A 25,344-nucleotide genomic window follows, 5' to 3' on the forward strand; every position below is an offset into this window, starting at 1 on the left:
CGTCCTGCCGTCACGCCTGCACCGCCCAAGGGGACCCGTGTCCATCCAACTCATGATCGCAGCGGCGTATCTTCCGCCCGACGTGCTCAGCCAGAGCCAGAAGCTCGCCCTCATGAAGATCGCCGACAGCGCCGACGACGAGACGCGTCTTGCGCGCCCCGGTCTCACCCGCCTTGCCGCCTGGGTCGGGGTCACCGACAAGCGCGCCATCACCATCGTCACGGAACTGATCGCCAAGGGCCTTGTCGAGCGCGTCGAGACCGGTAAGGCGGGCCGTGCGGCGGTCTATCGCGTCTTCCCGCTCGGCGTGCCGCCCACGCCGACCACTCCCGAACTCAAAGCGGCTGCCGAGGCCCGCAAGGCTGCTCCCAAGAACCCCCGCAAGGCCCGCACTGGCGTAGCGCGGTCTGCCCCGGCCAAGGCCGCCATGACGTACCTGGACATCGAAAGCCGTGCGGCGCAGCGAAAGCAGCCGCCCGCAAAACTGCAGGTGGAGGAAGGGTTCCACGCCGGGAACCCAGGAGAAGAGGCAGGGTTCCACGGGGGGAACCCGGAGGTCCCGGAGGGGCGGGTTCCACGGGTGGAACCCGAGGAGTTCCACGGGGGGAACCCTCAGGGTTTCACGGGTGGAACCCCTTCCTTCCTTGTTCCTTCCTCTGTTCTTCCTCTCCCCCCTACCCCCGCGGCTGGCGCCGCAGGGGAGCCCGCGGGGGCCCCGGAAGACGCGCGGAGGGCAGACCCGGGGGCGCAGGGATGCGGGAGGCACCGAGGCCGTCCTGCCGCCTCTTGCCGTGGATGCGGTACCAACCCGCGAGCGGGACGCCAGCGTCAGCAGGAGGTGGCGAAGCAGGAGGAGCGCCAGGAGCAGGAACGTTTCTGGGAGGGGTGGCGAGACGAGAGGGCGGAGCGGCTCCAGCAGGCGGAAGTACGCCGTGACTCGGTGGAGCGTGCCGTCAGTGCCGCGCGCGAAGCGGTCAGAGCCACCAAGCGGCCCAGGCCGAAAAGAACTTAGGCAGGCAAAAGATATTTCCCCGAAAATATGGACACCATCGAGTAAGCATATAGAATAGAACTAGGAAGAGGGGGAGCCCCCTCTCGAACCGAAGGGACACCATGAAGTACCTGCCCGCACTGCGCCGCGAACACCTGGGCGCCATCGTGCTCGACGCCAGGGACAGCCTCGAAGAGTGCATCCGCGCCCTCGCCGACCTGTACCGCGAGGGCCCCGAGGTGGTGGGCGACATGCTGATCGAGATCGCCGACCTGAAGGACCGGGCCGAACTGGAGCGCGACCTCGACGGACTGGGGCACGCCGAGCACTGCCGCGACGAACTCGTCGCCGAGCTCCTCGGCGACATCGGCGGCGCGAAGACCTACCTCGACCCTCGCGTCACCCACTTCGCCCTCATGCAGGCGCGCAGCCTCGCCTTCGAGGCGCAGCGGATCGCTACGGCCGCCAATGAGCGCGCCCACGAGCTCGCCAAGCTCACCGCCATCGTGCGCGGAGTGAAGGCCGACAAACGCCGACTCCCCTTCTGCTAGGCGCCACTTCACCAGTGGCGGACACCTCGAACCATTCCGAAATAGATCCCAACTCTGTACTGTGTCGGACACAAGACCTCTTGGAGAACACCGTGATCAACGACCTCGCGCCCGCCCCCGTACACGGCAACACCACGGACCCGCTGTGGCTGAAGCTGTGGGAGGCCTACGAGCCCGTCATCACTGCACTGCGGCGGATCCCGCTTGTCACCGACGTCGAGATCTCCGGCGGAATGTTCGCCATCACGGCCGAGCTCACCGACGGCTCGTACCTGTGGATCGCCTCCAGCGACGTGCTGCCCGTGAAGCCGAGTGAGGCTGAGGGATTCCTCGTTCGGCGGGCCCATGTCGACAACCCGACGATCGACGAGCTCGTCTACGACTCCACCCCAGACGGGGCCCAGGCCGAGCACGCCAACAACATCGTCCCCCTCATCCAGGCCATCACCGCCTTCGTCGCCGAACGGCAGCTCTGCAAGCAGCTCATCGAATTGCTCTCGGTCCGGATCATCTTGGTGACCAACAGGCACCAGAGCACGAGCCGTCACCTGTCGGGCCCCTTCGCCAAACGAGCCGAGGCCGTCCAGGAGTTCGGCTGCATCACTCACCACGTGATGCATGAGCACGGCTGGCGCCTCGTCCTCGCGCAAGGCAGCACGGAATGGCCGGTCACCGTATGGGACGCACAAGGGGAGCTGGCGATCATCTTCCTCGCCCACGACGGCACAGCCCTCGCCTGATGGCAGGCGAGGGAGGGGACCAGGACCACAACACCAAGCCCGTATGCCACTGCGTTTTCGCCCACGTGCAGACCGAGGGGGAACGAATCCGAGTTCAGGCATCGCTGGACAACGCTCTCAAGACCAACGACGCCCATGCCGTGTTCGTCGCGTGCATGCAACTCATGCAGCCCTGCCCGGCCCGCGCCGAGACGGTGACGCGATGACCGCCATTGTCGGGCTCCTCATCTTCGCCGTCGGCACGGGGATCGTCCTCATCGCCGTCGCGGTCGGCGAGATCCGGTGGGAGACCCGCAGCCAGCTCACGCGCTGCACCACGTGCGGAGAGCGCCACCACCGGCACGCCAGCCACCGCTGAACCGCTCTTGCCCGGCCCCGAATCCCGGGGCCGGGCCATTGGAACCTCTTGGAGAAGTACCACCACCATGGCCACACTCATCGACCTGCTGTGCGGAGCAGGGGGCAGCAGCACCGGCCTCGTCGAAGCCGGATACGAACTCCTCCTCGGCATCAACCACTGGCAACTGGCGATCGACACGCACGCGGCGAACCACCGCAACGCCGACCACGCCTGCATCGACATCAGCGGCTTCCCCATGAAGTACCTGCCCAACGCCGACCTCCTTTGGGCATCGGTCATCTGCACCGAAATCAGCCCAGCGGGCGGACGCCGGCGTCAGACCAACCAGTTGGACTTGCTCGACCTGATCGACGAGGGCGGGGACTGGGAGGCCTTGACGAAGGATGCTTTCGAGCGCACCCGTGTCACCGGTTGGTGTGTCGTACGGGCAGCCGAGGCCAAGCGGTTCAAGGCCATCGTCGTGGAGAACGTTGTTGAGTTCGGACTCGACTGGATTCTGTTCCCGAAGTGGCTCGAAGCGATGGAACTGCTCGGCTACCAGTACCAGATCGTGTGCGTGAGCAGTGCCCACGTCGGCGACGACGCCAACCTGCGAGCCCCGCAGTGGCGCGACCGGATGTACGTGGTCTTCACCCTCAAGACGATGCGCAAGCCGGACCTGGAGCCGAGGCCCCTCGCACCCTGCGCGGACTGTGGCGAGGACGTCCACGCCATTCAGTCCTGGAACGTCGCTGGGGTGCGGATCGGCAAGTACCGGCGCGACTACATCTATCGCTGCCCCAACGGGCGTTGCCGTCATGCCATGGTCGAGCCGTATGTCCGCCCGGCCAGCGACATCATCAACTGGGACGATCTCGGCACACGCATCGGCGACCGCAAGAAGCCACTCTCAGACACCACGATGGATCGCATCCGTGCGGGCCTCATCAGGTTCCCGTACCGCCCCAGCTCGATCACCCTCACGCACGGCAGGGAGGGCAGCGACAGGGCGTACGCCGTGGAGGACCGCCCCCTCCCAACCCGCACGGCCAAGCAGGGCGACGCGCTCCTGGTGCCGACCGGCGGCTCCTGGAACAGCGATGCGGTGCCCGTCGACGTGCCGCTGCGCACCCGCACCACCCGCGAGAGCGAAGCCCTCCTAACGGTTGACCCGTTCATCGTCGAGTTCCGCAACCACGCCACCGCCAGCCCCGCAAGCAACCCGTTGAGCGGGGTCACAGCGCAGGGCAACCACCACGGCCTGGTCACCCACGCCGGCCGGGTACCCGAACGGGCACGTAACACCCTCGTCGTGCCGTACCGCAAGGCCGCAGTGAAGACGGCCGCCGAACCAGTCCACACTCTCTCCACCCGCGACTCGGCGGCCCTGGTCCGCTCCGCCCCGGACATCGACGACTGCTACTTCCGCATGCTCAAGCCCCGAGAACAGCTCCAAGGACAGCGGTTCCCCGAGAAGTACGTCGTCTACGGCAACCAAGCCGAACAGACGATGCAGGCGGGCAATGCGGTCTCCGTCAACGTCGCGCGGTGGATAGGCCAGCGATTGGAGTCCGTCCTGTGACCGGATCACGCAAAGCCCCGCCCGGCACCCATGTCACCACACACGCTCCCTGCTGGGGCGACCCGGACTTCGCCGTGGCCGACCACCGGTGGGAGAACGGCCAGGACCTGGTCGCCATCTGCGAACCCGTCCTGTACGTCTGCGGCAATTGCTCCCTCCGAGCCGCCTGCATACGCCAAGTCCTGCCAGCGAAAAGCGCGTTCGACGGAGTGTGCGGCGGCCGCATCTGGCTCAACGGCGCCATCATCCAGGCCCTGCCGGACGCCGACCCCGCCGAACTGCCTCCCGCAATGATCCGCAAGGCATGCGGCACTCCTGCCGGATCCCGCGCCCACCGACGCGCCGTCGAGCAGCAATGCCCGCGATGCGAGCCGTTCCACACGCCCGGCCCCAATCCGCTCGATACCGAAAACCACGCAGAGCAGCTCGAACTCCCAGACGCTGCCTGAACCATAAGGAGACCGTCGCAATGCCTCACAACCGGCCGATGCGTGAACTGCTCGGCCCTGTAGCAGCCGTGGCGCTCATCGCCCAACTCAACCCCGACCTGCCCGCTCCAGGCATCGAATTCGCCGCCATATTCCACGACGGCGAGGAATACGGCCTTGGAGTCCGGCTGCGCATCAACAACCCCGCAGACGGCGTGTACGAGCGGTGGGCCTCCCTGATCGGCAGCCATGACCCGGACTCGCACACCAACCCGACGCTCACGCCTCAGGGCAGCCTGTGCCGTCGCACGTACGGCAGTTACGCCGACATCCCTGTGGAAGCCGTCGCCTACGTCCCCACCACCACCGTCACTGCCGCACCTCCGACCGTGAGTTCTAGGCACCTCGCAGTCGTTGCCCCTATGCCCTGACCCCGCCGCACATCACCAAATGACAAGGAAGACCACGCCATGAACAAAAACCTTCTGATCGACGAGGTCGCATCCAAGATTGGCAACCGGGCCACTGCGGCGCAGGCAGTCGAGGCCGTCTTCGACTCCATCGTGCGCGCTGTCACCGACGGCGACAGGGTCCGCGTCACCGGCTTCGGCTCCATAGCCACAGTGGAGCGACCGGCCCGATTCGCGCGTAACCCCCAGACCGGTGAACGAATGCGCGTGAAGGCCACCCGTGCGGTCCAGTTCCGCGCCGGCGCCTCGTTCAAGGCCTTGGTCGACGGTGCCAAGAAGCTGCCCGAAGAAGGCAGCGCCATCAAGAAGGCCCCCAAGACGCCGCGCTCCTGAACCTCGCCGTGCCGCCGCCCCGGGCTCCGGGGCGGCGCCCAATGCGGAGCAGCAGATGACCGGACACCTCCCACCGCACAGTGCCCGGTTCAACAGATGTGACCACCGTCAACCTCGGCATACCGACGAACGGAAGAGCGCGCTCATGCACGACGAGATAGCAGCCCAAGTCTGGGGCGCCGTGAGCCACTGGGTGGAAGGGCGCCACGAGGAGTCCATCCAGACCCTTGCCACGCTGGTACAGAAGCAGGACCCGTCAATGATGTACGGCGTCGCCTGCGGCATTGCCACCGTGGCCCAAGCCGCCCTGACCAAGATGCACGGACACCATGAGCACGCGTGCCTCTGGGCGATCAAGACACCGGACGGATCACGGCCGGAAGACGGCATCCCACCGCACCATCTGTTCGCCGCGCGATTCATCGCCGCCAACCTCAACAACGACCCAGAGACAGCCTTGGCGCTATACCAAGCCGTCTACAACTCCGAAGACCCGGACCTCTGGTCTGCCTGCATGCACACCCTCCTGGCGGCAACCGGCGAAGCGGTACTCGCAGCCACACCGGAGGGCGGCCAATGAGCAGCCCTGCCTCATACTCGGCCGACGGTCTGCGCCACGACGTCGCCGATCCTGCGACCTGGACCGTCCGGGTGTGCGATGACCGCTGCACCACGTGCATCTTCCGGCCCGGCAACCTCATGAACCTGGAACCCGGACGCGTCGCAAGCATGGTCAAGAAGGCTGCTGACTCCGAAGGGCACGTCGTCTGCCACCAGACCCTCGACACGGACGCACCCGCCATCTGTGCGGGGTACGCAACGAACCCCCGTGGGCGAACGGCCTCCCTCGCACTGCGACTTGTCCGAGCCGGCGTCCTGAAGGCCGTGCTCGTGCAGCCGGACCGAGCGGCAAAGCCATGAGCGGAGCACTTCCGGCGCTCATCCTCCTCGGCTGGCTCGCCGGAATCGTTCTCCTGGCCGTCATCATCCCGGCCCTGATAGCCGACGAACCGATGCTGCGCCTTGTCGCCCGCATGATGCCCGTCGCGGTGGCTCTGTACCTCGCTGACGTCATCGTCTTCTGGCCCGCAGCCGTCATCGCCAGGACGCTCAGCGCGCTGATGAAGAGGGAACGCAGGTGAACTACATACAAGCCGGCCGTATCTTCGAGGCCTGCCATCCGAGGGACACCACTCGTATACGCATCGTCCGCTACACCGACGGCGACGCGCGGGTCTTGGTTGCCGACGTGGACAGCGAGTCCCGCCAGCGGATGATCCTCGTATCCAGCCTGCACCCCACGGCTATCACCCGGACCGGCGGCAGGCGCAAGCACGGATACGCCCCAGAAGGTTCCTCCGAAGCCGCTGCGCCGGCTCCGCATCGGTGCGCGCAGCCCGCGGTCGAGCCGGGGGACTGGTTCGAGGGGATGCCAGGTCGTCGCTTCCGGGTCGCTCTGCCGCCGCGACTGTTGCTCTTGACCTCCAATCAGCGGCTCCATCACCACCGTCGCGCCGAGCTCACCAAGGTGCTGCGACGCGCGGCCTGGGCTGCCTCCCAAGGTGTCCCGCATCTGGAACGGGTCCACATCATCGGCGTGCTGCATCCGGCCGACCGACGGCGGCGCGATCCGGCCAACTGGTACCCGTCGTTCAAGGCCTGCGTGGACGGACTCGTGGACCAGGGCGTACTGGAGGACGACGACCACACCCGCGTAATAGGCCCGGATATGCGGATCGGATGCGCAGTATCCGGCGCGCGCCTCGTCCTCCACATTCGTGAAATCCCCTTTCAAGGGGCTGCCGAGCAGCGAAAATAGTCCGCTAAATCGCAGAGAAATTCCACGGGAAATCTTGCCCCCGAGCCAAATGCATATAGAATAGAAACAAGAGGAGAGGTTCACGTAAAGCCCATCCGCACCCAGACGCCGCAACCCTGTCGGCGGGCGCCCCGCCCGCCGACAGGCCAACCAAAGGATTTCGAATGGTCAATGCCGCCCAGTACCTCGTCGCCGCGCTCAACGCTGCCGACATTGTGGGCCACTTTGACGGCCCCTACGTAACCGAACTCGTCAGCATCGACGCCGGACCCGGAGCGCAGATCTGGATCACGGATCACGACTCGACAGTCGCCTTCGAGCTCGACAAGCACAACGGCTGGCTCGCCTGCTACTACCCCGACCTGGCGGGCGAGGGCGCTGGGGAGTTCACCGTCATATACAGCAGCGACAGCACGTCCATCGAAGAGGACACCCCGAAGCTGATCAAGGCCATCCAGGCCGCCCTCGATGGTCAGTTGGGTGAGCCGGGTCCCACCCTCGGTGAAGGGGCGACCTCGTGAATCCCAAGCTCATCGACCCCTGCCCGCCTGGTAGTGCACACGTTTGCTGGGCTACGCGACGCCTTGCCCGGGCGGTGCTGCTGCGCCTGCGGGCGGAGGCCTTCGTGATCGAGCCGCGCATCAGGACTCTCGTTGCTACGAACGATGGGCAGGCGGAGTACCGCCTGTGGCGACTGCATGGCGAAGACGGCCGACTCCTCCTCGAGCTCGACCTGATCAAGGAGCCGGGCGACGAGTGGAAGCGCCTCATGCGTGACGTGCGCTTCATCGCTCTTCTGGCCGACCTCCGCACCCATCCGCCCGGCTACTTCTACGTCCACCCGCTTCCGGACCACCGCGACATCGCCATCCCGCTGCCCTCCAATCCCCGGGGCCCCGCCCCGCGCACGGTCGGACCACTCCTCTCCTGAGGCCGACCTGCTTTCCGTCTTGACCACCGGCACGCCACGCCCTGAATGCCTATAGAAAAGAAGCGCGAGGGCGGGGCGTGCCCACGAATTGGAGACCTCATGTCCGCCCGACCTAACCCGCCCGTCATCAATACGCCGGAACACCACATCGGCGCCATGGTCCTCGTGATCGCCACCCGCATGCCCGACGACGGCGAGCTGCACGCCGCCGTCAGCCTCATCGACAGTGCCGCGACCGCGTCCTGGGCCCTCCGACCGGACGACCTCGCGCCGCTCACGCAGCAGCAGTACCGCCAGCTCCTCGACTACGCCGCCGCCCCGCAGGTCCTCGATCTAGCCCTCTACCTCGGGGGTGACCGAAAGCAAATTCGCACCCTCATGGACCACATCGGCCGGGAGATCACCGAACTGCTCACCCACTACCCCGCGCCGCCGGCCCAGTACTGACCACGACAACGCAGCACCGCGCCCAACGCGCACACCGCCAGCGACATCGCCTTGCGCGCCAGTCGCAGGAACTCGTCACGAGCTTGACGTGCCCGGCCATGGCAAACGCCTTCATCGCCGCCAACAACTACACCCACTAGACCTCTTGGAGAAGAACATGCTCAACCTTGCTTCACACATTCTTTGCGCCAGCCTCGCCAACGAACTAGGCATCGAGCACGCTGCCGCTGAGAGCGCGCTGCTCGCCACCCTTGAGCAATTCCACATCGAGTCTCACAACCCCGCGGTCGCCCGCGCGGGACTCTCGCCCGCCGAGTACATGGACACGGCAATGCAGACGACCCGCTTCGCAGCCACCCTCTCCTCCGCCGCACTCATGGCGGCCAGCAGAGACGCCGACGCCCAGCTGAACTGGGAGGCCTACGTACAGCGGGAGATAGCGGAGGCAGAGCGCGCTCGCCAGGCCGTCCCCCCGACCGCCCTCCTCGGCGACCCCGCCGCGATCCACCGCATAGGCCGCCGACTGGGCCTCAGCGACGAGCAGACGGATCAGCTCGTGTCGGGCATCGTGCTCACGCTCGCCACCGGATACCCGTACCGCTGCGTCCACCAGCGAGCCATGAGCCTGACCGACATCCTCGCGCAGGTGACCACCAAGGACCTGACCGAGCTGCTGGAGCAGACCATCCTGTCGGCCGTCGGGCACACCGAGGAAGCCACCGCGAGGCTCCGTCGTATCAAGCGCGAAACGCGCTGACCCTCTGCCGTGGCGGCCCGCAACCGCGCGGGCCGCCACGGTTCGACGTCCCACAAACCCGCCGACCCAAGAGAGACGGCATGAGCCAGCTCAGCCTGTTCGCCGACGACACCCCCGCCGAACCCCCGGCCACGCCCGCCCCCACGGCGCCGCCCCGCAAGTACCTCACCGACCTTCCGCCAGCGCCCACCCCAGTCACCGTGTCGGCCAAGGCCCGCCCCACACTGATCGCGGCCACGCCCAAGCTGGCGCACTACCGCCCCTCGCTGAGCAACCCGCACCAGACGGCCTTCGACATAGCCGAAGCCGTCAGCCGTGCCTGGCACAATGCCCAGGGCGGGGCCGCGATCGAGATACCGATGGGCGTGGTGGCCACGCTCGCTCTCTGGCCCCTGCGCGGCCCGGACGCCTACCTCGCCGCCGACTGGTGGCTCAGCCTTGACGACACCCAACTGCTCACGGCGTTCCGCGAGTGTTGGGCACGCTGGTGGATCATGCGGCCGGACCTGATCGACCGCGCCACGCCACTGCACAAGTGGATCGAGGACGAGGAGCCCGGACCGACTCGGGCCCGCGCCGTCAGGGCGGTGGTCGAGGCCGCCCTCACCCGCGGACTGCTCCACCTGACCAGCAGCGACGACGCCTCTTGTCGCTCGACCGCCGACGTGATGGGGGCGGTGCTGGCCGTCATGCGCTCACAGGGGGCTCACGACGCTCTCGCAGAGGTTCACACGCCGCCGGAGGTCGCCGAACTGATGGCCCGGATGGTGATCGATGACATGCACCTCAAGCCGGGCATGCGGTTCGATGAGCCGACCGGCGGAACCGGTCAGATGTACCGCGCGGCCGTCCAGGTCATGCGGGAGAAGGACATCGACCCCCACGAGTTTGGGTGGGCCCTGACCGACATCGATGAACTCGCGGCGGCCGGAGCCGCCGTCAACGCGGTCATCTGGGACCTCGGCCCACACGTTCTGATCGCCTGCGGCGACACCCTGCACGAGGGCGACTGCTACACGAAGGCCGCCGACCAGGCGCGCGCCGTTATCGAGCGCCGCGATCAGCTGCATGCGCAGGCCGTCTTCCTCGCGGCTATCCAGAAAGTTGAGGCGCTGGTCCGGAGGGTAGCCGCCTGATCAGCGCGAACGCTCCTCCGATCTTCTGTATGAGATCTTGACCCTGTCTCGAATGCCTATAGAATAGAACTAACGAAAGGGGCTCCGATGACCTATCAGCGCGGCGACCGCGTCGTACTCGTCCACACCACCGACCCGCACACCTGCCTCACCGAAGGGGACGAGGGCACCGTCCGGCGATACGACGCCAACCTCGCCCAGCTATCCGTCAACTGGGACAGCGGCTCCACGCTCTCGCTGCTCCTGGACGACGGCGACGAAGTGCGCCCGGCATAAACCCGCCGGCCCGCCCCGCGCCGGGGCGGGCCGACGACGCGCCCGCAGACCTCTTGGAAGGACATGCCCATGCTCATCACCGACGCCGCAGTCCGAGAAACGGCGGCCATCCTCACTCAGAGCCTCGCAGGAGACTGGACCCTCGACCCTGAGGCGCCAGCCGACGGTGCAGCTCACTTGATCGACGGCGACGGACGCGCCATCAGCTTCCGCCCCACCTTCGGCGGTGCCTCCGTCCAGCTCTGGATCACCGGCAACGCTGCGCCCCCACTTCCGGACGACGCCACCCTCGCTGATCAAGCCGCCTACGATGCACGCCTTCCCAACGGCCACCGCTACAACAAGGCGACCACCCTGGTGACCGAGGAGGAGGAAGACCCCGCTGTCATCATCCTGCGCACCCTCGACGACCTCCTTCCGGCCTTCGACTACAGGCCCTTGTATGTCGGCCACCGGCCGTGGGTAGACCTCTTCGACAAGGCCCTCTCGCAAGTGATGAACGAAGGCCCGTCAGTCACGGGCACCTCGCTGCGCGACTGCGGTCCGGAAGCACATACGACGCCACACGACGTCGGTGTTGCCCCCTTGATCGACGCAGCAGCTGGACCCCTTACCAACGAGGCCTCGCTCACCGAACGCGAGCCAGCGGTCACCTCCGTGCTGGCAGAGGAACCACAACCACAAGACGTCGCACGCGAGAGCGAGATCGACGGCGTGTCCATTCCCGTCGCCGAGCCCCCAGGCGAGGGCAGCCAACCTGGAGCCGACACCGAGCACGAAGCGAGCCCCGCCGAAAATCCCGGCGACCGGGAGGCAGGGCAGCCCGAAGCGACCACGAACCGACGCCCTCGAAAGCGCGCACCCAGGCAGCGCGCGAAGGCTGCCACCAACTGACCCGTACAACTCGAAGGGAGGGGCGCGGCCGCGCCCCTCTGGGAGCGCCATGAGCAACGACACGGGAGCCATAGCCCGACAGTGCCCGGCTATACATCGAGCCGCCCTTCGGCCGGCACGAGGCTGGGGCCGCTCTCAGTGGTGGGTGAGTCCTCCTCGAGGCGCGTCGCAAGCCCCAGCCGCCTAGCGCAGTACAACTCGTCCTGGAATAGGCTCCCGCAGTCCCTGTACGGTGGCGGCACGACGTCAGGCCGTTCTGAACGGCCACAGAGGCTCCGCCCCAACTCGGGGGGCGGAGCCTCTGTGCGTTGGAAGGGAAATCCGCTGCGGTGGGGTTCAAGTACCTCCCCAAGCTGGCGCTACTTGCCCGTCAGGCTCGTGGAGTCGTCCAATCAGGGCGGTGTCGGGACGCAGTCGGGACACAAGGACTGGAACGGACTGACATAGACAGAGGGGCGTCGACATGGCCCACCCCTTCTGAGCTGCGAAAACGTCATGTCCGAGCGTAGACAGGCAACGGCCGCCAAGATCCTCAAAGGACTCATAATCCGTCGGCCGTGGGTTCGAGTCCCACCCGCCCCACTACGAGGCGCAGGTGCAGAAACGATCTGGCCTGCGCCTTTGGCGTTGTCTGGGGTGTATCGCCGAGCTAGCCCGGTGAGCTGCCCCGGGCCATGGCGCTGCGCGCGGCGATCCCCATCGAGTGATCACCCGCACGGCCCATTCACCCTGCCGCCACGACGGTCATCAGCCGAGGCCGCCCTTCAAGTCGGTCCCGAGCGACCTCTACGCAGTCGTCGTCGGCGCTCGGGCGGTGAGGACGTGTCCGTTCCCGGCGCGTGCGTCGTGTGGCCGGCGAGTGCGGCTAGACCGGATTCAGGACCGCGTCGCGGGGCGGTCGGCGTGCTTCGAGACGCGCGGACGTCCCTGATCCGCATCGGGTGCTCCGGGCGGCACGGTCGGCCGGACGATCACGCGGTGAGTGTCGAGGTCTGTGAGCGTCGCGCGACCGTGCACACCTGCATGCGGGACATCGGCCAAGGGGCCGAGAGGCCGGAGTCCGCCGGATCGCATGACGAGAAAGAGGACGCAGAGACCCAGTCGGATTCCTTCTCGCTCCTGCACGGCTCCGAGGCTGATCCTCTTCTCTCTCGGGCTTTGTGGGTGAGCGGTCAGTCGTCAGTCATCGGTCGCCACGAGAAGAGAGAGACTGCCTGTGGAGCGGTTGATCAGGACAAATTCGTGGAAGTCGATGTGCGACCCTCCCCAGTCGTGGAGGAATTCGTCGTCGAGCTCTCCGAGCTGGTAGCAGTCGGCGTCGATCAAGGGCGTGAGCGCCACGGTCTGCAATTCGTTCGCCAGTGCCTCGGGGAGGGGGCCGAACTGATGGGCCCACTCGCGAACGGTGTCGGCCGCGGCCGAGGCTGTGACGTGGCTGTAGCTGGTCGCCGTGATGTGGCGAGCCCAGTAGTCACCGTGGCGTTCGCCGGTCGGATCGAGGCGTCCCTCCTCGTCGCTGGCATAGTTGTCCCGGAACTGGGGGTGGGCGATCAGGGCGGTCAGCAGGTCCTCGTCCCGGGCGGACTCCGGGACGATGAGGAAGTGCTTCACGTCGACCCACCGGTAGGCGTGGTCCCTGGCGTCGGCGAATGCATAGTCCCGAAAATTGATGAACGATTTACCCTGATAGGTCAAGAGCTCATTCATGCAACTACTCCAAGCAATTTGATGGTTGGGCCGAGAAGAGCCGAGAAGAAGGTGCTCGGCCCGGTACGGGGAGGGCGTATCGCCGTGAATCACGGCGATACGCCCTCGATGTGAATGTCCGTCAGCTCCTCGGCCTACTTCTTGGGAAGGTGCACCTTGAGCAGCTTCTTCTTATTGCTGGCCGGGGCGATTTCGATGGTTACCCCACCGGACCCTGAAGTCGGACGCCATTTTATGACGGACCCGTCCTTGGTCATGTACTGCTCCTGAATCCTGCCGTCGGAGGTCGCGGGAAGTCGTTCCGCGCCGTCGACCCATCGCTCGAACGTGGCCCGCATCTGCTCCGGTGTCTCGATCTCCCGGACGGTCTTCTGCTTCCCCTTGGGCAGCGCCGACCACTCCGACGTCCAGTTGCAGGGGTCGGCGTTGTGAGTGAGGACGGCAGCCCCGCCGGCCAGGACATAGTAGGTGTGGATGCCGTTGACGTTGAGGTTGTAGACCCGCTGGGTGGCGGTCCATGCTTCGGTGGCTGTGACCTTCACCCAGGTTCCTGCCGAGGTGCGCAGCAGCGCTCCCGGCTGGATCTCTCCGGCGTTCACCCAGCGCTGTTGGTCCTGGAGCCAGAAGGGGTGGCCCGCAGTCGCTGTGACGGTTCCGGTGGCTCCGCCCGGATCGCCGTCGGCGTCGACGGTCAGTTTGACCAGGTTCTTCTGCCCGTCACCCACGATAATGTCGTCGACGGACCGTGCTTCGGTACGGCCGCTGGCGGGGTCGGTGGCCAGGACCCTTTCACCGGTCTCAATGTTCTCGATCGCCTTGGTGGACCCATCGGCCATACGGACCAGGGTTCCGGGGGCGAAGCTGTTGGGGACCCGGCAAGGCTCGGCCCACTTCCGGCTGCTGCCGAAGGCCTTCTTGAGGAAGCCCCAGAGCTTCTTGCTGCCCTTGGCAGCCTTGCCGGCGTTGGCGACGCCGGCTCCCGGTGCGATGCCGATGCACGAAGCTGCGGCGTCCACGTATTGCTTCTCTGATGCGTACCAGCCGCAGTTTCCGGCGTTGGCGGCGTTGCTGACGATCGGGATGTTGGTGCTGCCCGCCGCGTCAAGGAGCAGGTGGCCGCCGTCCTTGGCGAACTGGCCCCAGTCGATCTCGTTCTCTTCCGAGATGAGTTCCTCGCGGAGGCGGTTGATCTCCTCCAGCGTCTGCTGGTCTTCCTGGTTCTGCCGCTGGGCCGCCTCTTCCTCGGCCTTCTTGCCGAGGTAGGCGTTGAGGGCTTCCGTCGCGGCCTTGCCTGCTGCCTCGCTGTCCTTGCCCGCAGCTTCGGCGGAGGCTCGTGCCTCGTTGACCGCCGTCCAGGCAGCGTTGGCCGAACTGCGTGCGCTAGCGGCCGAGTTTTCCGCGAGCGCCGCCGAGACCTGAGCCTCCCGGCTGGCCTTGTGTGCAGCCGCCTCTGCCGAGCTGGCCCGCTTCGCCGATTCGGCTGCCCGGGCGGCCGACGCAGTAGCTGCCTCTGCCGATCGCGCGGCGCTGTCGGCATAGTCCTTAGCCCGCTTCTCCGACTCCTGAGCCTGCCGCTTGTACCTCTCAGCATCGGTGGCGGCCCGGTCGGCCGTCGCCGCGGACTCGGCCGCCTGGTAGGCGTCCCGCTGAGCCGTGGCCGCGATGCCGGCGCCTTCGGCGATCAGTGCCTGGACCTGAGCGGCATGCGTGGCCGCGAGTCCGTCCTTGCGCTCTGCCATGAATCGGCCGCTTTGGACGAAATCGTGCAGAAGTTGAGGCGTTCCTTCCAGGGCGATGCTCGCCGCGGCCTTGACCTCAGGGCCAGCGCTGCTGAGCAACTGGGTCGAGAGCACCCGTTCGTCCGTGGCGCGGGAGGCGTACTGCCCTCTGGCCAGAAATTCTGCCAGCACTTCCGGAGACCCGTCATTCAGTGCCGCCTGCGCCGCACCCTTGACATTGACGCCTCCCGAGCTGAGGATCTGCGTGACCTTCAGCCGATAACTTGCCAGCGCGGCTTGGTGTTGCCCCATGCGCAGGAAGGTCTCAACAGCCGCGGCGTCACCGGCGAGTGCCTTTTCGGCGGCTTCCTTGACGGGCGGAGTCAGACCCTCTTCCGCCAGCCGCTCCGCTCGGGCCCGGTTGTCCTGCTCAACCGCGGTCTTCCAGCCCGACAGGATGTAGTCGCGAACGTCCTTGTCCGGGCCGGCCAGTGCCACAGCAGCGGTGATCTGGCCCCACGGCCCACGTCCCTTGAGGGCAAGCACGGCCAGCTGGCGCCCTTGGGCCGCTATCTGGTCGGCGGATGTTCCTGGGCGCTTTGCCTCTTGGGCGATGTCGACGGCTCGGGCGTCCAGCGCACGGTCTTCTTCCGCCGCGCGCGCTTCGTCCTTCTTGCGGTCGTCTTCCTCGGCCTTGAGGCTCCTGGCCTGGTCAATGGCCAGAGCCGTCCGGGCCTTGAGATCCACCTCCTCACTCTTGACAGCAAGTTCGTGCGTCTTGCGTGCCGTATTCACAGCGTCGGCCGCGACAGCCGCCGCCTCCTGTGCGGCCGCGGAGTGAGCCTTGGCGTCACTGGCCGCGCTGCTGGACTGACCGGCATAGTCGGCCGCCTTGTCCGCCGCAGCTGCGGCGTTCCGGGCATGTTTTGCAGCTGAACGAGCCCATATCCGGGCGTCGTTGGCCGCTTCGGCGGACTGTCGTGCAAGTGCGGATGCCGCACGGGCGGCCTGGGTCGCCTCGCTGGCGTAGCGCTTCGCGCGGGCTGCGGCGACCTTGGCGTCCTCCGCGTGTGCGCCCGCGGCAGTGGCCAGCTGGCTGGCCTGGCCCGCAGCGCCGGCCGCGACTCCCGCGTTGACGCCGGCGTCCGCCGCCGCCTCCGCCGCCTTGGCCGCTTCGGTGGCTGCGGTCGAAGCCTGTCCTGCCGCCGCATCGGAGTCGTCGGCCGCCTTGGCCGCATCGCGTGCCTGCTGGGCCGCCTTGCGAGCGGTCGCCGCCTGGCCGGCGTCCCCGGCTGCGGCTGCGGCCGCGCTTCGGGCCTGGGCGGCGGCTTGAGCCGCACCCGTGGCCGCCGATGCCGCAGCTGATGCCGCGCTCGCCGCGACCTGGGCGGACTGGCTGGCCTTGCGGGCGGCTGTGATCGCCTGCTGCGCTGCCTGAGCGGCGCCGTTGGCTGCCTCTGCAGCCTTGGAAGCCGCCGCTGCCGCCTTGTAGGCGCTCGTGCCGGCTTCCTTGGCCTCCTTGGAGGCGTCCTCTGCGGCATCCTTGGCGAACTTCGAGGCGGTTACCGCTCGATCGGAGGCCTCTTTGGCTTCGTCGGTTGCCTTCTTCGCCTGGGCGCCGGCCTCTTTTGCCTGCTGGGCCAGTTGCTGGACCGTGGCCCGTTCCTGGTCCCGGGCGCGGGCAACGTGCTGGCCCACCGCGATGAACTCTCGGCGGTCCGCAGCCGTGCCATTAATGGCGAGTTGTGCTGCCTGCTTGACGGCCGGGCCACCGGTGCTGAGGATCTGGGTGGTCAGGAGCCGGTCGTCGGCCTCCTGCGCGCGCTGTTGCGTGGTGCGCAGAAATTCGCGGACGTTCTCGCTCGTCCCGTTCAGGGCCTTCTGGGCGGCACCCTTGACCATGGGGCCGCCGGTGCTGAGGATCTGGGTGACCTGAAGGCGCTGGTCCGCCTCAAGAGGCTTCTCCCAACCGTCCTTGAGGAAGGCCTCCAGCTGCGCAGGCGTTCCGTTATAGGCCTCCGAAGCCGCTCCGCGCACATTCGGGCCGCTGAGCGAGATCAATTGAATGGTCTCGAGTTTGGCGTCCGTGTGTTCGGCAACTGCCCTGGTGGTGTCCAGGAAACGCTTTACATCGGCATCACTGCCCAGCAACGCGGCCTCGGCGGCAAGCCGAACCCCCGTCCCGCCCTGCCTCCAGGCCTCCACCACCCGACCACGATCGGTCGCCGGTATGGGGTTGTACTCAGTACTGAAGGAATCGTCACCCTCCGCTGGCTCGGCTGCACCGGCCGGCCCCGCCCCGGCCAGACCGACGACCAGCGCCATCGGCAGGACTGCCGCCCATACGGCACGTATGCGCCGTGGCAGGCGTTTCCCCTTGGTTCTCACTAGGTAGTTCTCTCTTGCTCGTTCAGTGTTGCCGAAGTTCCGGCGCGGCGAGCATAGCCAGCTGATAGACCATCCGATGTCACTTCGCGCACCGGGACGCAGGCCTGGGCAAGGCAAAGTACGTGCTATGGAGAAGGTAAATCGAGAGGGTGGTCGGGCCGGACGAGACGAAGGGCCACGAGCCGGTGGCATGGGCAACTGTCCTGTGGATCTGCGTAGTTGATCCAATGGATCCGCGTAAAATCCTCGTATGGGAATCAAATAGTGAAGGCAATGGTATCCAAAAGTAACGAGTTGATATCGGCCTCGGTCCTTCCGCGAACGTCCTGGTGATACGGCATCAGGCGTGGGGGTGATAAGTTTCGCCAGCTTCACGGAAGAAGCTCTGTCCCACCCTCATTCACGTACTCCCGGAAGAGACTCATGGCGATATCCTGGTCCCACAAGTTGCTCGTCGCCCCGACCCTGGCCCTCGTGTCCACCGCTGTGGCCATTGCCGCCATTTCAGTGGCGCAAGCCGCCACGTCCGCGCCGCAGAAGGCTCCGGCCGGTGCTGAGCCGCCATCGGCAGTGGAAACGTTCGGGTATCCGAATGCACAAGCCATCCTCAAGGAGCGCGGTCTCAAGCTGAACAAGGGTGATGGCGGCATTGTTCTGGCCGACTGCACGGCCGGGTCCTGGGACATCAAGGTCGATGCTATTAAGGACTGGGAATCCTCCACGACCTGCTTCAAGTCCCTTGCGAAAAATGGATACTTGACCCTGGAGATACCCGGGACTTTCAGTGTCCAGCCCCTTGACCGCCCTGTCCGCGCGACCTTGACGGCGGAAGGCAAGACCAAGGTCGTCAATGCTCCCAAGAACGTCACGACCCCGGTGGGTGCCGGCGACATCCCTGGCGGTGGCAAGGAAGCGACGCTGGTCGAGCTTCGCGTGAGCGGCTGATCCCCTACTGCAGCGTCCCTGGCACGTCTCCTCCAACTGCTGCGCGCTGCGCCGTGCTGTCGGAGGGCGGCGGTCGAGATGTATAGGAACCGCAGCCGCCGCCGATACCTGCTGCGGCTGTTCTCAAGATTTGTAAGGAACGAAATAGTCATGTCCGGAACGCGTTCACGCGCCGTGTGGACCACTGGGGTGCTTGCCCTCGCCGCGGCAGCAGGCCTTGCCGCTCCCACTCCCGCAGTCGCTATGGCGGGTGGTGAGGTGAAGGTCGGTCACTATGCGTTCACCGCGAAGCTCAACATCGGTGACAAGCAGGCCTGTTCGGGCGCGCTGGTCGACCCGCAGTGGGTGCTGACCGCCGCCAGCTGCTTCGCTGTTGACGGCAAGCCCGCCCAGACCGGCAAGCCCGCCGTGGTGACCACGGTCACCATCGGCCGCACCGACCTCAGCACGAGCGCCGGCACCGTCGTCGATGCCGCCTACGTCATGCCGCACGCCGACCGTGACCTCGCCATGGTCAAGCTCGCCAAGCCCGTTACCGGCATCACCCCGGTCAAGGTCGCCACCACCGCGCCCGCCGCCTCGAACAAGCTGACAGCTGCCGGGTTCGGGCGGACGAAAACCGAGTGGGTGCCCAGCAAGCTGCACTCCGCCGCCTTCACCGTCGCCACCGTCGGCGACAAGACGCTCGACCTCAACGGCTCGGCCGACGCCACCATCTGCCAGGGCGACGCCGGTGGCCCCGCGCTGCGCGACAACAACGGCACCCCCGAACTCTTCGCCGTCAACTCCCAGTCCTGGCAGGGCGGTTGCCTGGGCACCGATCCCACCGAGACTCGCACCAGCGCCGTCAATGCCCGTCTCGACAACGTCAACGGTTGGGTGCAGCAGATCCGCCTCGCCACGATCGTCCCTGACGTCACCTCCCTGATGACGAGCGGCGACTTCAACGGCGACGGCATCACCGACGTCGCCGCCACCCTCAAGGACGGCAACCTGCACGCCTTCTATGGCCGCAAGGACGGGACCTTCGAGTACGGCCGTCCCCTGTGGAACACCGACGGCACCTGGGGCAAGTCCATCACCAAGATGGTCGGCGGCGACTTCAACGGCGATGGCATCACCGACATCGCCGCCGTGTGGGCCAACGGCCCCCTGCACCTGTACCTCGGCACGGCCGACGGCCCTCTCAACTTCAGCAAGCCCATGTGGCTCGATGAGACGACCAACTGGAACCCGATGCTGCAGCTCACGCGTTTCAAGGCGGACGCCTCCGGCCGCGACGGCCTCCTCGCCGTCTGGAACGCCGGCCCCAAGGGCGCCCTGTACGCCTACACCACCGGCGCCGACGGCAAGCTCACCGGCCAGAAGCGCAACATGTGGCGCGACAACACCTGGCAGTACTCCCAGAAGGTCGTGGCCGGCGACTTCAACAACGACGGCCTCGACGACGTCGTCGCCCTCACCGACACCGGCGCCCTCGTCCGCTACGGCAACGCACAAGGCGGCCTCGAAAACGGTGTCCCCATGTGGCCGGACAACGGCTGGAAGGGCATGCCCGTCGTCCTGGCCGGTGACTTCGACGGCGACGGCAACACCGACATGGGCGGCCTCTGGAACAACCAGCAGCGCTTCAACTTCTACCAGGGCAACGGCAAGGGCTCCATCGCCGTCGGCAAGAACGCCTGGCCCGCCAACCCTTGATTTGGCCCCGGGTCGCCCGCAGAGCTCCCTCTTCATCCGGAGCGGCTCTGCGGGCGGCAGCCGCGGCCGCGCCGAATGTGCGGGTTTTCCCAGTGCCGCTGTGGCAGCCTGCGGATGTGTGCCCCAAGGGCCGCGCTCAACCCGCTTGCCTCGCACGGTGGTTGCTCGGGCAGCGATACGGCTGAGCCGGATACGGCGTCGGTGCCGACGGGATGGATGATGCCGATCCAGGGGTCGTCAAGGCCGGGCGTCGGCGCCTGTTCACCGTCACCAGTTCCGGAGCCGGCATGACCGCCTCCGTCGTCAAGCCCATCGACGGCATCGCCATCTGACCACGCTGAATTCGCTGGGCCCCTTTCGTAGCCGGAAGGGGCCCTCGGCAGTTCGCGTGTGGGGCGATGCCCTCATGGCGGCGAGCGTCCCAAGCGGTCGACAGCGTCAAGCGCATGGTCGAACTCCACGGTCGGGGGAGACCGTCTCATCCCGTACTCATAGGAAATGGCAGCCGAAGGCGTTCCCGAACGACTTTGAGACGACGGCCAGTTGCGGGATTGGCACGCTGACGAGGGCTACAGCCTCTTCGGTATCGAGCACGACTTCCGGGGTGCGGACCTGTCGGGCGGCGACTCTGTGGGCTCATGGTTCAGGTCGAGGTGATCGCTCCGAGTCGCCGACGGCGCCAGGACACGCGTGGGACGGCAAGTGCGTCCGCGTGCGCTTGCGGAGGGCCCGGAGCCGCCAGGAGGGCCGGGCGGGCCGCCCGGAGGCACCCCGGGCCGGCCGCCCGGGGACAGTCCGCCCGGCGATCCCGGCGGCCCGCCCAGCGACAACTCGCGGCAAGCCCGGTCGCCCGCCGGGCAGCCCCCCGTGCCCCGCCCGGCAGCACCCCGCGCCCTGCCCAGCAGCCCCCCGTGCCCTGCCCAGCAGCCCCCCGTGCCCCGCCCAGCCCCCCCGGGCGCCCCGCCCAGCAGCACCCCGCGCCCCGCGTCGCCCGTCCTCCGCCCCCCCAAACAGCGATCCGCCCGGCGCGTCGGCGCGTCGGGCGGATCGGTGGTGAGGCGGGGGGTGTCAGGACTGGTTGGGGGCGTTCTGGTGGAGCATGTCCGGGACGAAGTCCGTGTCGCGGGTCGGGGCCGGGTACCGCAGGTGGGCGAGGCGGGCCTGCTCCTGGCGCATGTGCATGAAGGATTCCAGGATGTACCCGACCAGCAGCACGAGCACCGCGATGATCATGATCGCGGCGGACAGTACGGCGGTGGGGAGGCGCGGGACCGTGCCGGTCTGGACGAACTCGCTGATCAGGGGGGCGCCCAGGATGATCGAGACGAGCGCGAGCAGGCCGGCGATGACGGAGTGGAACAGCGAGGGGCGCTGGCGGCGGGCGAGGCCCAGGATGAGCTTCAGGATGCGCCAGCCGTCGCGGTAGGTGCGCAGCTTGCTGACGCTGCCCGCCGGGCGGTCCTTGAAGTCGACCTCGATCTCGGCCGTGGGCAGACGCAGGCTGAGCGAGTGCACCGTCATCTCGGTCTCGGTCTCGAACTCGTGCGAGAGCGCCGGGAAGGACTTGATGTAGCGGCGCGAGAAGACGCGGTAGCCGCTGAGCATGTCGGTGACGTCGTTGCCGAACAGGGAGCGGACGGTCCCCGTCAGCATCTTGTTGCCCACCGCGTGGCCCGCCCGGTACGCCGTCTCGACTATCTCCCGCCGGGCGCCGACGATCTGGTCGTACGGGCCCTCGAAGAGCAGCTCGACCATCTCGCGGGCGCGCGACGCGTCGTACGTGTCGTCGCCGTCGATGATGAGGAGCGCGTCCGCCTCGATGTCGGCGAAGGCGCGGCGGATCACGTTGCCCTTGCCCTTGCGGGGCTCGTGGCGCACGACGGCACCCGCCTTGAGGGCTTCGGCGACGGTGTCGTCCGTGGAGGCGTTGTCATACACGTAGATGACGGCCTCGGGGAGGGACGCGCGCAGGTCGCGAACGACCTTGCCGATGGCCGCCTCCTCGTTGTAGCAGGGAACGACACACGCAATCGCCGGATTCATCGGGTGGCCCTCGTTACGGTTAGGGGTTCGGGGAGTGACATGCTGATGATGCTGAGCGTCCGGATCCTATCTCTATTTGTTCACATGGCCCCCATACGCTTACGTTCAGCGCATGCTGCAATCGACGGCGTGGAGCCGACGCATGCCCGCGTGGGTGCGCAAGATCTGGCGGGAGGTCGCGGCCTTCGGCATCGTCGGCGCTCTCGCGTTCGTGGTGGAGACCGCCAGTTTCAACCTCCTGATCTTCGGTTCCTCCTCGGGCGGCGGAATCCTGGGCAGCACGCCGGTGCTCGCCTCCGTGGTCGCCACCCTGCTCGCGATGGCTGTGAGCTGGTTCGGCAACCGCTACTGGACCTACCGGGACCGACGCGGCGGCGCCCAGCGCAGTGAGATCGTCTGGTTCCTGGTCATCAATCTGGCGGGCATGGCCGTGACGGCCGTCCCCGTCTTCGTCTCCCACGAACTGTTCGGCCTCGGGTCGCCCCTGAGCGACAACGTGGCCCGGCTGATCGGCTGGGCGGCGGCGACGCTGCTGCGCTTCGTCGCCTACCGGACCCTCGTCTTCAGCCAGCCTGGAAAGGACTCCACTCCCGTGCCCGCTACCGCCGACCGGTGGACCACGACACTGCGCGGCGCCTGGCGGCGCGGCGAGCTCTGGCCCTGGTGCCTGGCCGTCATCGCGATCATCTGCGGTGTCGTGGTGAACGCCGTCTTCCACCCCGGTTACCTGAGCGCGGACAGCGTGGACCAGCTCATGCAGGCGCTGGGGAACCGGCCGGTGACCGACTGGCACCCGCCGGTGATGGCCCTGCTGTGGCGCGTCCTCATCGACACCACCGGCGCCATCTCGGCCATGGCCGCGCTGCAGACCGCCGTCCTGTGGGCGACGCTGTGGGTCCTCGCCCGGCTGCTGTGGAAGAAGACCGGCAGCCGTGCGCTGTCCCTCGCCATGCTCGCCGTCGGCCTCGCCCCGCACATCCTGACCTTCACCGGGGTGGTGTGGAAGGACGTGCACATGGCGTACGCCCTGCTCGCCGTCCTCGCGGTGGCGCTCACCGCGCGCGAACTGCCCGCGGGCCGGACCAAGACGCGCTGGGCCCTGCTGGTCCTCGGCGTGCTGTTCCTCGCCTACGCCGTCCTGGTGCGCAAGAACGGCTTCCCGGCCGTGATCCCGGTCTTCATGCTGCTCGTCATGGCCGTGTGGCCCGCCCCGGGCCGCCGCCGCTGGCTGATCGCCACCGGCGCGCTCGTCGCGATCACCGCGGTCGGCAGCGTCACCGTCTCGGCGGCCACCAGCCCCGTGGCCACCCGGCAGTACGCGCAGATTCCCCTGGACGACCTCACCCACGTGCTCACCCCGAAGGAAATCCGTGCGGCCGCCGAGCAGGCCGGAGCGAGCCCGGACTTCCGTGACCGCCTGGTCACCACCACCGTCCAGTGCAAGAAGCGGCACATCCAGGCCGACGTGTACTTCAACTGCTACCCGAGGGACCTGTCGCAGGGTGCCACCGAGCTGGGCCAGCACGCCGACGTGCTCGTGCGCATGTGGACGCAGCAGATGCCCAAGCACCTGCAGGGCTACGCCGCGTACCGGGGGCAGGTGTTCGCGAAGCTCCTCTTCCAGGGCAACCTGGCCTTCTACGACGGCTCCGTGACCAAGCTCGACGTCCTCAAGGACGCGCCGGTCAACACGCCCCTGAAGTACACGCTGCAGAGCTATGTGACCGGCTTCGACCGCGACCTGCCGATGCTGTTCCAGGGCTGGTTCTGGCTGGCCGTCTCGCTGGTGCTCGTGCTGCGCCGCCGTTGGACCGGGCCCTACACGCGGGAGCTGAGGCTTCTGGGAGCCAGCACCGTGCTGTACATCCTCGCCTACGTGCCCACGGCGCCCCAGTCCAACTTCCGGTACGTGTACTGGCCCGCGCTGTCCGGCACCGTCGCCCTGGTCCTCATCGCGGCCGGGTACGTGGCGCGGCGCCGTGCGAAGGCCGCCGAAGCCGCGCAGGAGACGGAATCCGTCCCCGAGGTGTCGCCCGTGGCGAGGACCGCGTCCCCCGAGGCCCCGGCCGCGGACCCGCACGAGGGCGTCGCCGCCGCGCGGTGACCCGAAGGTCCCGCACCCGTATCCCACAGAAGGAAAACCGCACCGCCATGCCGTCACTGAACCCCCGGCCCCGCACGGTCACCAAGGCCGTCATCCCCGCGGCCGGGCTCGGAACCCGGTTCCTGCCCGCGACGAAGGCCACGCCCAAGGAGATGCTGCCGGTCGTCGACAAGCCGGCCATCCAGTACGTCGTCGAGGAAGCCCGGGCGGCGGACCTCTCCGACGTCCTGATGATCACCGGGCGCAACAAGCGCGCCCTGGAAGACCACTTCGACCGCAACTACGAGCTCGAAGAGGCCCTCATCCGCAAGGGCGACGAATCCCGCCTGGCCCGGGTGCGGGAGTCCAGCGAACTCGCCACCCTGCACTACGTCCGTCAGGGTGACCCCAAGGGGCTCGGGCACGCGGTGCTCTGCGCCGAGCCGCACGTCGGCGACCAGCCGTTCGCGGTGCTGCTCGGCGACGACCTCATCGACCCGCGCGACCCGCTGCTTTCCCGCATGATCGAGGTCCAGGAGCGGTTCGGCGGCAGCGTCATCGCGCTCATGGAGGTCGACCCGGCCCAGATCCACCTCTACGGCTGCGCCGCGATCGAGGCCACCGACGATGACGACGTCGTGCGCGTCACGGATCTGGTCGAGAAGCCCGAGCCGGGCGAGGCCCCTTCCGCGTACGCGATCATCGGCCGGTACGTGCTCGACCCCGCGGTCTTTGACGCCATCCGGAAGACCCCGCCGGGCCGTGGCGGCGAGATCCAACTCACCGACGCCCTGCGGGAGATGGCGGCCCGCGGGAACGACGGCGGTCCGGTCCACGGCGTCGTCTTCGGCGGCCGTCGCTACGACACCGGCGACCGGGGCGACTACCTGCGCGCGATCGTCCGGCTCGCCTGCGAGCGCGAGGACCTGGGGCCGGACTTCCGGTCCTGGCTGCGGGACTTCACCGCCACCGAACTCGCGGACGCCCCGCTGCCGGAAGACGGCTGACGGGCGCGCGAAGCCGCGGCGGGCGGGGCGGGTGACCGCGTGGCCGCCGACGCGGAC

At 67.6% G+C, this 25,344-nt stretch carries 24 protein-coding genes, 1 tRNA gene and 1 pseudogene; 23 read left to right on the plus strand and 3 right to left on the minus strand.

What is annotated here, in order from left to right; genetic code table 11:
• Positions 1 to 37: 37 nt before the first annotated feature.
• From ACFYZA_RS09490 to ACFYZA_RS09580, 19 genes and pseudogenes are all read left to right on the plus strand, one after another.
• On the plus strand, positions 38 to 1,012 hold the full coding sequence (locus tag ACFYZA_RS09490; RefSeq protein ID WP_388488826.1) for a helix-turn-helix domain-containing protein: 975 nt from the start codon (positions 38 to 40) through the stop codon (positions 1,010 to 1,012).
• A gap of 101 nt (positions 1,013 to 1,113) precedes the next feature.
• Entirely contained in the window at positions 1,114 to 1,542 is a 429-nt protein-coding gene (locus tag ACFYZA_RS09495; protein ID WP_388488829.1) for a hypothetical protein, read from the plus strand.
• Between the two features lie 80 nt (positions 1,543 to 1,622).
• A complete protein-coding gene (locus ACFYZA_RS09500) occupies positions 1,623 to 2,282 on the plus strand; it encodes a hypothetical protein (protein ID WP_388488832.1) in 660 nt (219 codons plus the stop codon).
• A gap of 202 nt (positions 2,283 to 2,484) precedes the next feature.
• On the plus strand, positions 2,485 to 2,640 hold the full coding sequence (locus ACFYZA_RS09505) for a hypothetical protein (RefSeq protein ID WP_388488835.1): 156 nt from the start codon (positions 2,485 to 2,487) through the stop codon (positions 2,638 to 2,640).
• A 67-nt stretch (positions 2,641 to 2,707) separates the two neighbouring features.
• Positions 2,708 to 4,204, plus strand: coding sequence for a DNA cytosine methyltransferase (locus ACFYZA_RS09510; protein ID WP_388488838.1), 1,497 nt, complete (start codon positions 2,708 to 2,710; stop codon positions 4,202 to 4,204).
• Positions 4,201 to 4,653 carry a hypothetical protein gene (locus ACFYZA_RS09515; RefSeq protein WP_388488840.1) on the plus strand — a complete coding sequence of 151 codons (453 nt, stop codon included), beginning with the start codon at positions 4,201 to 4,203 and terminating at the stop codon, positions 4,651 to 4,653. The genes ACFYZA_RS09510 and ACFYZA_RS09515 overlap by 4 nt, the downstream gene beginning before the upstream one ends.
• A 20-nt stretch (positions 4,654 to 4,673) precedes the next feature.
• Positions 4,674 to 5,063: a hypothetical protein gene (locus tag ACFYZA_RS09520; protein ID WP_388488843.1), complete on the plus strand. Its 390-nt coding sequence runs from the start codon at positions 4,674 to 4,676 to the stop codon at positions 5,061 to 5,063.
• A 39-nt stretch (positions 5,064 to 5,102) separates the two neighbouring features.
• Positions 5,103 to 5,420 (plus strand): annotated as a pseudogene (locus ACFYZA_RS09525) (HU family DNA-binding protein); the annotation flags it as partial.
• A gap of 160 nt (positions 5,421 to 5,580) precedes the next feature.
• Complete coding sequence (locus tag ACFYZA_RS09530) at positions 5,581 to 6,015, plus strand: hypothetical protein (protein ID WP_388488844.1); 435 nt, start codon at positions 5,581 to 5,583, stop codon at positions 6,013 to 6,015.
• Between the two features lie 337 nt (positions 6,016 to 6,352).
• Complete coding sequence (locus ACFYZA_RS09535; RefSeq protein ID WP_388488846.1) at positions 6,353 to 6,577, plus strand: hypothetical protein; 225 nt, start codon at positions 6,353 to 6,355, stop codon at positions 6,575 to 6,577.
• Positions 6,574 to 7,254 (plus strand): hypothetical protein, encoded by a 681-nt coding sequence (locus tag ACFYZA_RS09540; protein ID WP_388488847.1) that lies wholly within the window; start codon positions 6,574 to 6,576, stop codon positions 7,252 to 7,254. Before ACFYZA_RS09535 ends, ACFYZA_RS09540 begins: the two co-directional genes overlap by 4 nt.
• A 164-nt stretch (positions 7,255 to 7,418) precedes the next feature.
• On the plus strand, positions 7,419 to 7,775 hold the full coding sequence (locus tag ACFYZA_RS09545) for a hypothetical protein (protein WP_388488850.1): 357 nt from the start codon (positions 7,419 to 7,421) through the stop codon (positions 7,773 to 7,775).
• A gap of 104 nt (positions 7,776 to 7,879) precedes the next feature.
• The gene (locus tag ACFYZA_RS09550; RefSeq protein WP_388488853.1) at positions 7,880 to 8,185 is read left to right on the plus strand and encodes a hypothetical protein; all 306 of its coding nucleotides are present in this window, start codon (positions 7,880 to 7,882) and stop codon (positions 8,183 to 8,185) included.
• A gap of 99 nt (positions 8,186 to 8,284) precedes the next feature.
• A complete protein-coding gene (locus ACFYZA_RS09555) occupies positions 8,285 to 8,632 on the plus strand; it encodes a hypothetical protein (protein WP_388488855.1) in 348 nt (115 codons plus the stop codon).
• A gap of 157 nt (positions 8,633 to 8,789) precedes the next feature.
• The gene (locus ACFYZA_RS09560; RefSeq protein WP_388488857.1) at positions 8,790 to 9,389 is read left to right on the plus strand and encodes a hypothetical protein; all 600 of its coding nucleotides are present in this window, start codon (positions 8,790 to 8,792) and stop codon (positions 9,387 to 9,389) included.
• A gap of 80 nt (positions 9,390 to 9,469) precedes the next feature.
• Positions 9,470 to 10,525, plus strand: a complete 1,056-nt coding sequence (locus ACFYZA_RS09565) for a hypothetical protein (RefSeq protein WP_388488859.1) — start codon at positions 9,470 to 9,472, stop codon at positions 10,523 to 10,525.
• 87 nt (positions 10,526 to 10,612) lie between these two features.
• On the plus strand, positions 10,613 to 10,801 hold the full coding sequence (locus ACFYZA_RS09570) for a DUF4314 domain-containing protein (RefSeq protein WP_388488861.1): 189 nt from the start codon (positions 10,613 to 10,615) through the stop codon (positions 10,799 to 10,801).
• 69 nt (positions 10,802 to 10,870) lie between these two features.
• A complete protein-coding gene (locus ACFYZA_RS09575) occupies positions 10,871 to 11,695 on the plus strand; it encodes a hypothetical protein (RefSeq protein ID WP_388488863.1) in 825 nt (274 codons plus the stop codon).
• A gap of 505 nt (positions 11,696 to 12,200) precedes the next feature.
• Positions 12,201 to 12,277 (plus strand) — tRNA-Met (locus ACFYZA_RS09580).
• A 597-nt stretch (positions 12,278 to 12,874) separates the two neighbouring features.
• Here the strand turns inward: ACFYZA_RS09580 and ACFYZA_RS09585 are convergent.
• Together ACFYZA_RS09585 and ACFYZA_RS09590 are read right to left on the minus strand one after the other, a co-directional pair.
• Positions 12,875 to 13,402: a hypothetical protein gene (locus tag ACFYZA_RS09585; RefSeq protein WP_388488864.1), complete on the minus strand. Its 528-nt coding sequence runs from the start codon at positions 13,400 to 13,402 to the stop codon at positions 12,875 to 12,877.
• 134 nt (positions 13,403 to 13,536) lie between these two features.
• A complete protein-coding gene (locus tag ACFYZA_RS09590; RefSeq protein ID WP_388488867.1) occupies positions 13,537 to 17,445 on the minus strand; it encodes a polymorphic toxin-type HINT domain-containing protein in 3,909 nt (1,302 codons plus the stop codon).
• Between the two features lie 537 nt (positions 17,446 to 17,982).
• Between ACFYZA_RS09590 and ACFYZA_RS09595 the strand changes: the two genes are divergently transcribed.
• Complete coding sequence (locus tag ACFYZA_RS09595; RefSeq protein WP_388488868.1) at positions 17,983 to 18,453, plus strand: hypothetical protein; 471 nt, start codon at positions 17,983 to 17,985, stop codon at positions 18,451 to 18,453.
• 150 nt (positions 18,454 to 18,603) lie between these two features.
• On the plus strand, positions 18,604 to 20,154 hold the full coding sequence (locus ACFYZA_RS09600; protein ID WP_388488870.1) for a trypsin-like serine protease: 1,551 nt from the start codon (positions 18,604 to 18,606) through the stop codon (positions 20,152 to 20,154).
• Positions 20,155 to 21,222: 1,068 nt separating this feature from the next.
• On the opposite strand, the gene ACFYZA_RS09605 is transcribed toward ACFYZA_RS09600, so the two are convergent.
• Entirely contained in the window at positions 21,223 to 22,197 is a 975-nt protein-coding gene (locus ACFYZA_RS09605) for a glycosyltransferase family 2 protein (RefSeq protein WP_382597770.1), read from the minus strand.
• 112 nt (positions 22,198 to 22,309) lie between these two features.
• On the opposite strand from ACFYZA_RS09605, the gene ACFYZA_RS09610 reads away from it, so the two are divergent.
• Entirely contained in the window at positions 22,310 to 24,301 is a 1,992-nt protein-coding gene (locus ACFYZA_RS09610; RefSeq protein WP_388488872.1) for a GtrA family protein, read from the plus strand.
• Positions 24,302 to 24,348: 47 nt separating this feature from the next.
• Positions 24,349 to 25,287, plus strand: coding sequence for a UTP--glucose-1-phosphate uridylyltransferase GalU (gene galU, locus ACFYZA_RS09615; RefSeq protein ID WP_382597774.1), 939 nt, complete (start codon positions 24,349 to 24,351; stop codon positions 25,285 to 25,287).
• Positions 25,288 to 25,344: the final 57 nt, after the last annotated feature.

It is taken from the genome of Streptomyces sp. NPDC001828, from assembly GCF_042892175.1.
Lineage (GTDB): Bacteria > Actinomycetota > Actinomycetes > Streptomycetales > Streptomycetaceae > Streptomyces.